Here is a 12,685-nt window from a genome sequence, read left to right as displayed (position 1 = left end):
GTGTGAGCCTCTCGTGAGGACGCCGGTGAGCCGTCGGCCACGCCGCGTGTCGCATGCGAATACGTGCATGTATTGTCGGCCGCGTGGGACAGGGACACGGTCATGGACATGGCCACGGCACCGCGGGCGACGACCGCCGGCGGCTCGGCCTGGCCCTCGGCGTCACCGCCCTCGTCGCGGTCGTCGGCGCGGTCGGCGCGATCGTCACCGGATCGCTCGCCCTGCTCGCCGACCTCGGCCACGTCGGCACCGACGTCGTCGCGCTGGCCACCGCGCTGATCGCCTCCGCGCTCGCCGTGCGCCCCCCGAGCCGCCGGCGGACCTTCGGGCTCGGCCGCGCCGAGGTGCTGGGTGCGGGGGTGAACGCGGTCCTGCTGCTGGGCGTCACCGTCTGGGTCGCCGTCGAGGCCGTCGAGCGGATCGCCGCGCCCACCGAGGTCCCCGGCGGCGGGCTGCTCTTCTACGGCGTCGTCGGCCTCGTCGGCAACCTCGTGTCGCTGGTCGTCCTGCAGCGCGGTAGCGGTGGGATGAACGTCCGCGGCGCCGCGCTGCACGTGCTCGGCGACGCGCTGGGCTCGGTGGCCGTGCTCGCCGCCGCCGTGGTCACGCTGACCACGGGCTGGGCCTACGCCGACACCGTGGCCTCGCTGGTCATCGTCGCGATCCTGCTGCCGCGCACCGTGTCGCTGCTGCGCGAGACCGGGCACGTCCTGCTCGAGGGCGCCCCGGCGGGCATCGACGTCGACGAGGTGCACACCGCGCTGCTCGGCGTCGAGGGCGTCGCCGAGGTGCACGACCTGCACGTCTGGGCGATCAACGACCGCAGCCCCGCCGTGTCGGCGCACCTCGTGATCTCCGACGCGGGCTGCGCCACCGCCGACTGCGGGGAGCACGGCGTGCTCGACCGCGCCACCACGGTGCTGCGCGACCGCTTCGGCCTGCACCACAGCACCCTGCAGATCGAGGCCGTCGAGCACGCCGACCACGAGGAGGCGTGCACCCCGCTGCCGCTGGGCGGGTTCGGCGAGGCCGTCAGGAAGTCGTGACGAACGCGCGCCGGTGCTCCGAGGGCGTGCGGCCGTAGGCGTCGAGGAACGCGGTGCGCATCGTCTCGGTCGACCGGAACCCGCACCGTGACGCCACCCGGGCCAGCGGGACGTCGGTGGTGGCGACGAGCGCGGCGGCCGCCTCGGTGCGCGTGCGGCGCACGTGCTCGGCGGGCGTGCGTCCGAGGTGGGCGCGGAACAGGCGCGTGAGGTGCCGTTCGCTGACGCCGGCGCGGTCGGCGAGCGCGGCGGCGCCGAGGTCGGCGTCGAGGTGCTCGGCGACGTGGTCGACCACGCGGCGCACGACGTCGTCGGTGGGCGCCGGCGCGGCGACGTGCAGGCTCATCTGCGCCTGGGTCCCCGGCCGCTGCAGGTAGGTGACGAGCGCCCGGGCGACGCGGCGGGCGATGACCGGGCCGTGGTCCTCGTCGACGAACGACAGCGCGAGGTCCAGGGCGCTGGTCACCCCCGCGGACGTGGCGACCCGGCCGTCCCGGACGAAGATCGGGTCGGGGTCGACGTGGACGGCGGGGTGGGCGCGGGCGAGGTCGCCGGCGAACCGCCAGTGGGTGGTGGCGTGTCGGCCGTCGAGCAGCCCGGCCGCGGCGAGCACGCTCGCGCCCGTGCACACCGACGCCACCCGGCGGGCGTCGCGGGCGAGGCGGCGGACGTGGGCGAGGAGGACCGGGTCGGCCGCGGCGCGCTCGCTGCCCAGGCCGCCGACCACGACGAGGGTGTCGACGGTGGCGGTGTGGTGCTCGAGGGCGCCGTTCGCCTCCAGGCGCAGGCCGGGGCGGCAGGTGATGGTCCGGGCGCCGGGGGTCAGCAGCGTGACGGCGTAGGCCGGGTCGGCGCCGACGTCGCGCGCGGTGGAGAACGTCGAGGTCACGCAGGCGATGTCGAGCAGCTCGGCGTCCTCGTAGCCGACCACCACCGTCGCGCGCTCCACGGGCCCGAGCCTAGCGCGGACCGTGTCCGTCCGGACCCGCTGCGCAGGATTCCGGACGCGTCTCGCTCAATACCCCCCGGGGGTATGAGTCGAGGCGCATGGTCCTCGCCATGACGACCACGGACGGACACACCCACCGGAACCACCCCACGGGCCTCGCCGCCCTCGCCCGGCGCTGGCCGGTCGCGGTCGGACTGCTCGCCGCCGCGGCGCTCGCGCTGAGCGGCCCGGCGAGCGCCGCCGACCTCGCGATGGTGATCGTGATCGCCGCCTCCTGCTACGTCGCCGCGGCGGCCTTCGCCCGCCCGTGGATGGCGTGGGTGTGGGCCGCCGTGGGCTCGGTGCTGGTGGTGGCGTCCCGGTTGCTCGCGATCTCGCCGGTGCTGGTCAACGGCGTCGCCGGGGTCGCGCTGCTGGTGCTCGGCGTCGTGCGGGGCGCGGCGCGGCCGGCCCTCGCGCGGCAGACGGCGGGATTCGTGGGTTACGGCCTGCTGGCCCTCGTGGCGCTCGCCCTCCCGCCCGCGCCCGGGCTGTTCCTCGCCGCCCTGACCCTCATCGGGCACGGGGCGTGGGACCTGTGGCACCTGCGGCGGCACCGCGACCAGGTCTCGCCGTCGCTGGCCGAGGCCTGCGTGGCGCTCGACGCACCCGCCGGGGTCGCGGTCCTGGTCCTGGCGTTCCTGGTGTGAGTGGTTCCATGGTCGGCGTGACCGTCACGCACACGGTGCTCGACAGCCCGCTGGGACCGCTGACGCTGCGGGCGCACGACGGCGTGCTCTCCGGGCTGTACATGACCGAGCACCGCCACGGGCCCGCCGCCGACACCCTCGGCGCCCGCGACGACGACGGCCTGCCCGCGGCGCGCGAGCAGCTCGCCGCCTACTTCGCCGGCGAGCTCACCGACTTCGACCTCGCGACCACCGCGGGCGGCACCGCGTTCCAGCAGCGCGTCTGGGCGGCGCTGCGCGAGATCCCCTACGGCGGGACCGTGAGCTACGGCGAGCTGGCCACCGCCATCGGGCAGCCGTCCGCCGTGCGCGCGGTGGGCCTCGCCAACGGGCGCAACCCGATCAGCATCGTCGTGCCCTGCCACCGCGTCGTCGGCGCGACGGGCTCGCTGACCGGCTACGGCGGCGGTGTCGAGCGCAAGCGCGCGCTGCTGGACCTGGAGTCGCGGACCGCTCAGCTCCGCTCGGGCTGAGCGGCGGTCCGGGCCGCCTCGCCGTCCGGGTCGAACCAGGGGTGGCCACCGGCGCCCCCGTCGGTGCTGCCGTCGGTGCTGCCGTCGGTGGCCCCGGTGTGGTCGCCCTCGGCGTCCGCGTCGGCGGGCGGCTCCTCGTCCACGTCCTCCCCGGGTGCGTCGTCGCCGCTCGCGGTCCCGTCGGCGGTCTCGGTGCTCTCGGTGCTCTCGACGCCCTCGAGGTAGCCGGGGAACTCGGTGGTCCCCGTCGTGGCCTCGGGCTCGGCGGCGCCGTCCTCGGCCTCCTGCAGATGGCCCGGGTACCGGCCGTCGTCGGGAGCGTCCACGGCGCCGGCTGCGTCCTCCGCGTCCTCCTGCGTGACGCCCGCTCCCGTGTCCTCCTCCGGCGCCGCGTCGTCCGTCGCGGCGGGCTCCTCGGGCTCCTCCTCGGGCGCCTCCGGCTCCTCGGCGGTCGGCCCGGGCTCCGGCTCGCGGTAGGCCTGGATCGTCTCGGTGTCGGCGCTCTCGGTGTCGCCGATCTCGGGGGCGTCGGCGTCCTGCACCTCGTCCTCGGGCTCGTCCGGGGTCGGGGCACCGACGGGGATCGGCATCGAGGGCAGGGGCGAGCCGGGGGAGGCGGGGCCGTTTCCGGGCAGCGGACCCGGGCGCGTCACCGTCGTCGTGCGGTACGGCACACCCGGGGGCGGGCCCGGCGGCGCCACGGACGGCGCTACGGACGGTGGCCCGGGCGGCGCCACCGGGGGCGCGCCGTACGGGGGAGGGGTCGGCGGCCCGGTCACCGGGCGGGGGCCGGTGGGCGGGCCTGTGCGGGACGTGGCCCCGGCGCCGACCGGCAGGAACGTGGTGCCCGCCTCCGCGATGACCTGGTCGCCGCGGTCGTCGACGAGGGCGTGGCGTCCGGTCGGGGTGCGGTCCTCGCTCGGCGCCGGCGTCGCGCCCGGCAGGCGCCGGAACAGCGCGATGAGCAGGAGCGTCCAGCACACGACCTGCAGCAGGATCACGACGAAGCCCAGCACGCTCGACAGCGGCAGCAGGGTCTCGGGCGACAGGCTGAACGCGTCGAACGAGGTGGCGGCCACGAGGAAGGTCGAGATGAGGACCACGACGAGCTGCACGGCCAGCCCGACGATGGCGGGGGTCGACACCGCGGGGAGCTCACGCCGGCGCAGCACGGCCACCACGAGGCCCACGATCACGGGGACACCGACGGGGAGCGAGGCTGCGGCGAGACGGACGCCGGAGTCGAGCATGGCGTCGAACCTAACCGAACGGGGCCGAACGGCGGAGGACCGACCTCCCCGATCCCGGCAGATCGGACCCCGCCCGACCCGACCCCGACGACCGGCCCGTGCGGCCCCGCGTGCTCCCGACCCTCATGTCCGCCAGCATGGTGGGCCGTGAGCAGCGGGACGACCGGCCGACGGGGCAACATCACCGGGCCGGACGCTGCCCCGAACGCCGACGCCGACAGGGTCCGGACGGTTCTCGCCGAGTCGGACGCCGTCGACGGGTTCTTCGCGGTCTCCACCCGCGCGGCCGAGGGCGCCGACCCCTCGTGGCGCCCGCTCGCGGCGCTGCTGGCGGTCCCCGCGAGCGGCCCGGACCCGATCGAGGAGCGGCTCGCGGCCGTGGCCGACGGGCTCGGCGCGCAGCGGCGCATCGCCGCGTCCCTGCTCGGCCAGTCCCTGGTCTCGCGTCCGGTGTCGGTGCTGCTCGCGTGTGCGGCGGCCGGCGTGCTGCCCGACCTCTCGCCCGCGTCGGTCCTGCACGCGCGTCCGTGGGCGGGCGGCCCCATCCCGCTGTGGGCCGATCCTGGGCGGCTCACCGGGGTCGAGCTCGGCGCGCCCGACGACCCGGACGCCGCCGCGGCGCTCGCCCGCGTCCTCGCCGAGGACCACGTCGCCCCGATCGTCGCCGCCCTGCGCGCCCGCGCGTCGGTGTCGGAGCGCGTGCTGTGGGGCAACGCGGCAGGGGCGCTCGGCGGGGCCGTGCGGGTGCTCGGCGCGGCGCGCCCGGACCGGCACGCCGCCGCGCTCGCCCTCGCCCGCGGCGTGCTCGCCCACGGACCCTTCGCGGGCCTCGGGCGCTTCGTCGCCGAGCCCGATCACCCCAGCGGCCTCGGGTTCCGGCGGACCACCTGCTGCCTGTACTACCGCGTGCCCGGCGGCGGGACGTGCGGGGACTGCGTGCTCCGGCGCTAGACGGGCGGCCACACCACGAGCAGGCGTCCCGCCCCGAGCAGCGAGAACACGCCGACGGTCAGGAACAGCGCCACCCAGAGGCCCGCGGGCAGGCCCGTGAGGCGCTCGAGCTGGTCGGCGTCGGAGTCGGGCGCACGGCGCCGGGAGCGCTTGCGCTGCACCTCGAGCACCGTGCGCAGCCCGCCGATGATGAGGAACCAGGTGACGAAGCAGGCGAACCCGTACTGGACGCTCGCCGACCCGTAGACCGCGACGACCACGAACACCGCGCCGGTGAGCACCACCGAGAGCACGCCGTACGCGTTGCGGATCAGGATGAGCGTCGCGAGCAGCAGCACGACCGCGATCACCAGCATCGCCGAGATCGCGTCCGCCGCGACGAGCGCCGCCGCGCCGATGCCGAGGACCGGCGGGGCCACGTAGCCGGCGGCCGCCGTCGCGACCATGCCCGGCCCGTCGCGGCGGCCCTTCGACACCGTCACGCCCGACGTGTCGGAGTGCAGCAGGATCTTGGTGAGCGTGCGGCCGGAGCAGATCGCGACCAGGGCGTGGCCGCCCTCGTGGGCGATGGTGACGACGTTGCGCGCGAGCCGCCACGAGCCGTGCACGCCGACGACGAGCAGGGCCACGAGACCACCGAGGATCACCAGGGTGGCCTGCGTCTGCCCCGTACTGAGCTGGTCGAGGCCGTCGAACGGCAGCGGGAGCGAGGTGGGGTGGCCGGTCGTCACGATGGGGGCCACGGTAGCCCGGGATGCGAGCGGCCCCGGGTCCGCCATGCTGTCGCGGTGACCGACACCGCCGCCGAGGACGTCCGCATGGGCTCCGCCCGGGGCCGCTGGATCCTGTTGACGACGGTGCTCGGGTCGGGGCTCGCGATGCTCGACTCGACGGTGGTCAACATCGCGCTCGAGCGCATCGGCGACGAGTTCGATGCGAGCTTCGCCGCCCTGCAGTGGACCGTGAACGGCTACACGCTCACCCTCGCCGGGCTGATCCTGCTCGGCGGCTCGCTGGGCGACCGCTTCGGACGGCGCAGGATCTTCCTGATCGGGGTCGTGTGGTTCGCGCTGGCCTCGGCGCTGTGCGGGCTCGCGCCGTCGGTGGAGTTCCTCATCGCCGGGCGCGCGCTGCAGGGTGTCGGCGGCGCGCTGCTGACGCCGGGCAGCCTCGCGCTGATCTCCGCGTCGTTCCACGGCGGCGACCGCGCGGCGGCGATCGGGGCCTGGTCGGGCCTGGGCGGCGTGGCGGGCGCGGTCGGCCCGTTCCTCGGCGGCTTCCTCGTCGAGTGGACCTGGCGCGCGGTGTTCCTCATCAACCTGCCACTGGCCGCCGTCGTCGTGGTGGTCGCGCTGCGCCACGTGCCGGAATCGCGCGACCCCCAGGCCGCCGGCCGGCTCGACGTGCCCGGCACCGTGCTCGCCGTCGCCGGTCTCGGCGCGCTGACCTGGGCGCTCACCGCCGCGGGCGAGGACGGCGGCACCCCGGCGGTGATCGTCGCGGGCGTCGCGGGCGTGCTCGCCCTCCTGGCGTTCGTGCTCGTCGAGCGCCGGTCGCGGGCGCCGCTGGTACCCGGCGAGCTGTTCGCGAACGCGCGGTTCACCGGCGCCAACGTCGTCACCCTGCTCGTGTACGGGGCCCTCGGCGTCAACTTCGTGCTCGTCGTCCTGCAGCTGCAGGTCGTGGCCGGGTTCAGCCCGCTCGCGGCCGGCACGGCGATGCTGCCGATCACGGTGATCATGCTGCTGCTCTCGGCCCGGTCGGGGCGGCTGGCGCAGCGCATCGGGCCGCGCTGGCCGATGACGATCGGGCTGCTGCTCGCGGCGTGCGGGATGCTGCTGCTCGGCCGCATCGGGCCCGGCGCGTCGTACCTCGTCGACGTGCTGCCGGCGGTGACGCTGTTCGGTCTCGGGCTCGCGGGCACCGTCGCCCCGCTCACCGCGACCGTCCTCGACGCCGCCGACGACCGCCACGTCGGCATCGCCTCCGGCGTGAACAACGCGATCGCCCGCGCCGCGGGGCTCCTGGCGGTGGCGCTCATCCCGGCCGTCGCGGGCATCTCCGGGCAGGACTACACCGACCCGCCCGCCTTCTCCGAGGGCTTCCGCGCCGCCATGACGATCTCGGCGGGCCTGCTCGTCGCCGGCTCGCTGCTCTCGGCGGTGCTCCTGCGCCCCCAGCGGCGCGCCGAGCCCGCGGCCCCGCGCTTCCCGACGGAGTCGTGCTCGCACTGCGGCGTCACCGCACCGCAGCAGTACCCCCGCGACTGAGCCTCCGCGAGCGGCACGCGCGGCAGGTTCCCCGGCCCGTCGATCATGCGGGACGTGCCGGGCGCGGCACCGCGCCCTAGTGGAGCGCCTCGAGCACCGTGTCGGCGTCGGCCTCGGTGTTGTGCAGGTGGAACCCGAGGCGGGCGGCGCCGCCCCGGACGGCGCATCGCACGCCGGCGGCGGCGAGGCGGTCGGCGGCGCCGTGGTGGCGCACCGCGACGATCGCCGACTCGCCCGCGGGGAGGTCGAGCCCCCGGCGGACGCGGTTGGCGAGGCCGACGGCGTGGTCGTGGACGGCCTCGATGTCGAGCGAGGCGACCCAGGGCAGCGCGACCGCCGCGCCGACCTGGGCGAGCCACACGGGGGAGAGGTCGAATCGGCGGGCGTCGGGGTGCAGGCGCAGCGGGAGGCCGTAGATCGCGTCCCACCCGCCCGCGTACCAGCCGGACTGCACGGGCGCGATGCGCTCGGCGAGCCGGTCCGACAGCGCCATCCACGCCGCGCCCCGGGGCGCGAGCAGCCACTTGTAGCAGCCGGCGACGACCACGTCGGCCCACCCGATGTCGGCGGGCAGCCAGCCCAGCGACTGCGTGGCGTCGAGGACGACGAGGGTGTCCGGGCCGACCTCGGCGCGCAGGGCGGCGAGGTCGACCAGGCCGCCGTCGGCCGAGGCGACGACGCTGACCGCGACGACGTCCGCGGCTCCGGTGCGCTCGGGGAGCTCGTCGAGCGCCACCTCCACCACCTCGTGCCCGGCCGACACGAACGGGAAGATCACGCTGGTGAACTCGCGGTCCGCCGTGAGCACCCGCGAGCCCGGCGGCAGCGACGCCGCGACGAGCCCGAGCAGCCCCGACACCGTGGCCCCGAGCGCGACCGAGGACACCGGGACGCCCGCGAGCTGCGCGAACGCCGCGCGCGCGGTGGCGACGGCGCCGTCGAACTGGGGCGCGCTGGTCTCCGCGCGCCCCCAGGCGGCGACCGCGTCGGCGACCGCGTCGACCACGGGTCGCGGCGGGACGCCGATGGACGGGGTGTTGAGGTAGACGTCGTCGACGTCGAAGGTGGTGCCGAACGCGTGCCGCACGCCGTCGAGGCTAGATCACGACGGGCGGTCAGGGGACGGCGTGAACCGCCGCAGGCGCAGGCTGTTCGCGACCACGAAGACGCTCGAGAAGGCCATCGCGGCGCCGGCGATCATGGGGTTGAGCAGACCCAGGGCCGCGAGCGGCAGCGCGGCGACGTTGTAGGCGAACGCCCAGAACAGGTTGCCCTCGATCGTCCGCAGCGTGCGCCGGGCGAGGCGCAGGGCGTCCGGGACGAGGCGCAGGTCGCCGCGGACCAGGGTCAGGTCGCCGGCCTCGATCGCCGCGTCCGACCCGCCGCCCATCGCGAGCCCGAGGTCGGCGCGCGCCAGGGCGGCGGCGTCGTTGACCCCGTCGCCGACCATCGCCACGACCGCGCCCGCGTCCTGCAGGCGCGCGACCTCGTCGGCCTTCTGCTCGGGGAGCACGCCGGCGATCACGGTGTCGATGCCGACCCGGTCGGCGACGGTGCGGGCGACCGTCTCGTGGTCGCCGGTCAGCAGCACCGTGCGCAGGCCCAGCGCGTGCAGCGACGCGATCGCCTCGGCGGAGGTGTCGCGGACGGTGTCGGCGACGGCGAGCACGCCGCGGGCGCGCAGGGTCCCGTCGGGACCGGCCCAGGCCACGCACACCGGCGTCGACCAGCCCGCCTCGACCTCGGCGACCGCGTCCGCCAGGGCGCCGTCGGCCGGCACGCCCAGCTCGTCGAGCAGGCGCCCGCGGCCGACGACCACCGCGCGGCCGTCGACGGTGCCGGTGACGCCGAGCCCGTCGCGGCTGGCGACGTCGACGGCGGCGGGCAAATCGCCCAGGCGGACGCGGGCGGCGTCGGCGACGGCGCGGGCGACCGGGTGGGCCGAGGCGTCCTCGAGCGCGCCGGCGCGCAGCAGGAGCTCGTCCTCGTCCACCCCCGGCAGCGCGACCACGCGCGACAGGCTCATCTGCCCGGTGGTCACCGTGCCGGTCTTGTCGAGCACGACGGTGTCGACGCGGCGGGTGGACTCGAGGACCTCCGGGCCGCGCAGCAGGATCCCCAGCTGGGCCCCGCGACCGGTGCCGACCATGAGCGCGGTCGGCGTGGCCAGCCCCAGCGCGCAGGGGCACGCGATGATCAGGACGGCCACGGCCGCCGTGAACGCCGCCGACGACCCGGCGCCGGCGAGCAGCCAGACCGCGAGCGTGCCCAGGGAGAGCGCGATGACGGCGGGGACGAACACCGCGGAGATGCGGTCGGCGAGGCGCTGCGCGGCGGCCTTGCCGTTCTGGGCCTCGGCGACGCGGCGCGCGATCCGGGCGAGCTTCGTGTCGGCGCCGACCGCGTCCGCCCGCACCACGAGGCGCCCGCCGACGGCGACCGTCGCGCCGCTGACCGCGTCCCCCGGCCCGACCTCGACGGGGACCGACTCCCCGGTCATCGCGCTCGCGTCCACCGCGGCGCGGCCCTCGACGACCACGCCGTCGGTGGCCACGGTCTCGCCGGGGCGCACGACGAACTCGTCGCCGACCGCCAGGCGCTCGACCGGGACGCGCTCCTCGCGCCCGTCGCGGCGGACCGCCACGTCCTTGGCGCCGAGGTCGAGCAGGGACCGGAGCGCGTCGCCGGCGCGGCGCTTGGCGCGGGCCTCGAACCAGCGCCCGGCCAGCACGAAGGTCGTCACCGCGGCGGCGACCTCGAGGTAGATCGCGTCCGGGCCCGCGTCGGCGGTGAGCGAGAGCGGGTGGGTCATGCCCGGCATGCCCGCGTGCCCGAGGAAGAGGGCGTAGAACGACCAGCCCAGCGCCGCGAGCGTGCCGACCGACACCAGCGTGTCCATCGTCGCCGCGCCGTGGCGCAGGTTGGTCCACGCGGCGCGGTGGACGTCCTGCCCGCCCCACACGACCACCGGGGCGGCGAGGATCGCCGAGAGCCACTGCCAGTTGGTGAACTGCCACGCCGGCACCATCGCGAGCACCACCACCGGCACCGTCAGCGCGAGGCTGATCAGCAGGCGGGTGCGCAGGACGTCGGCGTGGTCGGGAGCGGCGGTGTCCCCGGCGGGAGCCGACGGGGGAGCGGGCGGGGCGGCGCCGTAGCCGAGCTTCTCGACCGTCGCGACCAGGTCGTCGACGCCGACGGCCACCGGGTGCTCCACCGACGCGGTGCCCGTCGCGTAGTTGACGTCCGCGTGCACGCCGTCCAGCTTGTTGAGGCGCCGCTCGATGCGGGCGGCGCACGAGGCGCACGTCATCCCGGTGATCGCGAGCTCGACGCGGGCCGGGTCCGACGTCGGGGCGGGGGCGCTCGACGCCGCCGGTGCGCTCATCGGGCCCTCGTCTCCACGCCCTCGTTGGTACCCCTGGGGGGTATGACTGTCAAACCGGAGCACCGTTTCGGTCGGGGGGTCGCCGATCACGGCGAGCGAAGTGGTGTGATGGAACCGTGACCTCCCACCGGCCGCCGCCGCGGCCGGGGCCGGATGGACCACCGGGACACCCCGGGCCGCCCGGCCCCCGCGGGCCCGTCGACGCGCCGGCGCGCCATCGCGCGCCGGTGGAGGCGTCCGGCCCGGCGACCGGTGTGGCCGTGCTCACGCCCCCGCCGCCGGTGCGCCGGATGCCCGTCCCGACGGCGAACGCCGGTCACGTGGCGCCGCCCCGCCGGCGGCCGGAGCAGGCACCGGCCCCCTGGGCGCCGCCGGCTCCTCGGGTCGCATCACCGCGGGTACCCACCCCGCCGCCCGCCGAGCGTCCGGGGCCCCGGCACGGCGGACGTCACGCCGGCGCCCCGGTCCGGCAGCCCGGCGTCGACCCCCGCCCGTCCGGGCGCCACGTCCGCCCGGACGTCGTCCCGGAGGAGCGCCCGCGCACCGCCGCGCCCCGGACCACCGCCCGGCCCACCGGGACCTCGCCGGGCCTGCCGGTCGCGCTCCCCGCCGACGTCACGCCCGCGCGCCGGGCGTCGCGGGTCACCCCGGGAGTCGTCCCCGCCGCCCCCCGGCGCCGCGGACGCGGGGTGCCGCTCGGACTCGGCGCCGCGATGGCCGGAGCGCTCATGGCCGGGACGATGGTCACGGTCGACACGATCTCCACCGGCACCGCCGATCCCCTCGCGTCCGCCGACCACCTGCTCCAGGAGATCCCGGGCGGCGCCGAGCCCGTCGAGTCGGTCGGCCCCGCCACGGCCCCCGAGGCCCCGCGCATCGACCTGGCCGGGGCCGTCGCCGCGGGGGAGGAGGCGGGCGGACGCAACGGTGCCACCGTCGGCGTCGCCGCCATCGACCTGGCCACCGGCGAGCTCGCGCCGGGATCGAGCGGCGAGCAGACCTTCGACACGGCGTCGCTGGCGAAGCTCTTCCTCGTCGTGGACATGCTCCAGCGCCAGCGCGACGGCGAGCTGACCCTGGGCGCCCGCGACGTCCGCCTCGTCAACGCCGCCCTGGTCTCGAGCAGCGACCCCGCGATGAACGCCCTGTGGACCCAGTACGACGGGCCCGGCGCGATCACGCGGGTGTCGCAGTCGCTCGACCTCGAGGACACGAGCACCCCCGAGGACTCGTCGCAGTGGGGCGAGGTGCAGACCTCGGCGCGCGACATGGTCAAGCTGCTGCGCCACGTCCAGGCCGACCTCCCGCAGCAGGACCGCGACCTCGTCCTCGGGGCCATGGGCCGTGCCGCGCGCGTCGCCGGCGACGGCTTCGACCAGGCCTTCGGCTTCCTCGACGGGGCCACGCCGGTCAAGCAGGGCTGGATGTGCTGCCTCCAGGGGCGCGCGGAGGTGCACTCGGCGGGCATCGTCGACGGGCGCTACATGGTCGCGGTGCTCAGCAGCGCGCCCCCCGGCTACGACCAGGCGCGCCAGAACGTCTCGGCGGCCGCCGGCGCGCTCCGCGAGCACCTCCGGCCGGTGTCCTCGGCCGGGTAGCCTCGGGTCCGCACCCCGGCGCGAGGAGGGTC

At 76.8% G+C, this 12,685-nt stretch carries 11 protein-coding genes; 6 read left to right on the top strand and 5 right to left on the bottom strand.

Annotated features, from left to right (window positions below; genetic code table 11):
- Positions 1 to 83: 83 nt before the first annotated feature.
- Positions 84 to 1,046 (top strand): cation diffusion facilitator family transporter, encoded by a 963-nt coding sequence (locus tag WCD58_RS02440; RefSeq protein WP_337699105.1) that lies wholly within the window; start codon positions 84 to 86, stop codon positions 1,044 to 1,046.
- On the opposite strand, the gene WCD58_RS02435 is transcribed toward WCD58_RS02440, so the two are convergent.
- The gene (locus WCD58_RS02435; RefSeq protein ID WP_337699102.1) at positions 1,033 to 1,995 is read right to left on the bottom strand and encodes a GlxA family transcriptional regulator; all 963 of its coding nucleotides are present in this window, start codon (positions 1,993 to 1,995) and stop codon (positions 1,033 to 1,035) included. The genes WCD58_RS02440 and WCD58_RS02435 overlap by 14 nt on opposite strands.
- A gap of 110 nt (positions 1,996 to 2,105) precedes the next feature.
- Between WCD58_RS02435 and WCD58_RS02430 the strand changes: the two genes are divergently transcribed.
- On the top strand, positions 2,106 to 2,684 hold the full coding sequence (locus WCD58_RS02430; RefSeq protein ID WP_337699100.1) for a hypothetical protein: 579 nt from the start codon (positions 2,106 to 2,108) through the stop codon (positions 2,682 to 2,684).
- 17 nt (positions 2,685 to 2,701) lie between these two features.
- Positions 2,702 to 3,196 carry a methylated-DNA--[protein]-cysteine S-methyltransferase gene (locus WCD58_RS02425; protein WP_337699098.1) on the top strand — a complete coding sequence of 165 codons (495 nt, stop codon included), beginning with the start codon at positions 2,702 to 2,704 and terminating at the stop codon, positions 3,194 to 3,196.
- Here the strand turns inward: WCD58_RS02425 and WCD58_RS02420 are convergent.
- Entirely contained in the window at positions 3,178 to 4,446 is a 1,269-nt protein-coding gene (locus WCD58_RS02420) for an ICP22 family protein (protein ID WP_337699096.1), read from the bottom strand. The two genes, WCD58_RS02425 and WCD58_RS02420, sit on opposite strands and share 19 nt — an antisense overlap.
- A 147-nt stretch (positions 4,447 to 4,593) precedes the next feature.
- On the opposite strand from WCD58_RS02420, the gene WCD58_RS02415 reads away from it, so the two are divergent.
- The gene (locus WCD58_RS02415) at positions 4,594 to 5,397 is read left to right on the top strand and encodes a (2Fe-2S)-binding protein (protein WP_337699094.1); all 804 of its coding nucleotides are present in this window, start codon (positions 4,594 to 4,596) and stop codon (positions 5,395 to 5,397) included.
- Here WCD58_RS02415 and WCD58_RS02410 read toward each other — a convergent pair.
- Complete coding sequence (locus WCD58_RS02410) at positions 5,394 to 6,128, bottom strand: M50 family metallopeptidase (RefSeq protein WP_337699092.1); 735 nt, start codon at positions 6,126 to 6,128, stop codon at positions 5,394 to 5,396. The genes WCD58_RS02415 and WCD58_RS02410 overlap by 4 nt on opposite strands.
- A gap of 87 nt (positions 6,129 to 6,215) precedes the next feature.
- Between WCD58_RS02410 and WCD58_RS02405 the strand changes: the two genes are divergently transcribed.
- Positions 6,216 to 7,667 carry an MFS transporter gene (locus WCD58_RS02405; RefSeq protein ID WP_373696186.1) on the top strand — a complete coding sequence of 484 codons (1,452 nt, stop codon included), beginning with the start codon at positions 6,216 to 6,218 and terminating at the stop codon, positions 7,665 to 7,667.
- Positions 7,668 to 7,743: 76 nt separating this feature from the next.
- Here the strand turns inward: WCD58_RS02405 and WCD58_RS02400 are convergent, their stop codons facing one another.
- On the bottom strand, positions 7,744 to 8,754 hold the full coding sequence (locus WCD58_RS02400; protein WP_337699088.1) for an aminotransferase class V-fold PLP-dependent enzyme: 1,011 nt from the start codon (positions 8,752 to 8,754) through the stop codon (positions 7,744 to 7,746).
- 15 nt (positions 8,755 to 8,769) lie between these two features.
- Positions 8,770 to 11,055 carry a heavy metal translocating P-type ATPase gene (locus WCD58_RS02395; protein ID WP_337699086.1) on the bottom strand — a complete coding sequence of 762 codons (2,286 nt, stop codon included), beginning with the start codon at positions 11,053 to 11,055 and terminating at the stop codon, positions 8,770 to 8,772.
- A gap of 227 nt (positions 11,056 to 11,282) precedes the next feature.
- On the opposite strand from WCD58_RS02395, the gene WCD58_RS02390 reads away from it, so the two are divergent.
- Positions 11,283 to 12,653 carry a serine hydrolase gene (locus WCD58_RS02390; protein ID WP_337699084.1) on the top strand — a complete coding sequence of 457 codons (1,371 nt, stop codon included), beginning with the start codon at positions 11,283 to 11,285 and terminating at the stop codon, positions 12,651 to 12,653.
- The last annotated feature ends 32 nt before the right edge of the window (positions 12,654 to 12,685 follow it).

This window comes from Actinomycetospora flava (assembly GCF_037400335.1).
Lineage (GTDB): Bacteria > Actinomycetota > Actinomycetes > Mycobacteriales > Pseudonocardiaceae > Actinomycetospora > Actinomycetospora flava.
Note: the sequence above shows the minus strand (reverse complement) of the source record. Positions and strands in the feature narration are given on the sequence as shown.

Excerpts from the sequence above, each read along its gene's own strand:
- WCD58_RS02420 (WP_337699096.1), bottom strand. The coding sequence starts at position 4,446 with ATGCTCGACTCCGGCGTCCGTCTCGCCGCAGCCTCGCTCCCCGTCGGT.
- WCD58_RS02430 (WP_337699100.1), top strand. The coding sequence starts at position 2,106 with ATGACGACCACGGACGGACACACCCACCGGAACCACCCCACGGGCCTC.
- WCD58_RS02395 (WP_337699086.1), bottom strand. The coding sequence starts at position 11,055 with ATGAGCGCACCGGCGGCGTCGAGCGCCCCCGCCCCGACGTCGGACCCG.
- WCD58_RS02405 (WP_373696186.1), top strand. The coding sequence starts at position 6,216 with ATGGGCTCCGCCCGGGGCCGCTGGATCCTGTTGACGACGGTGCTCGGG.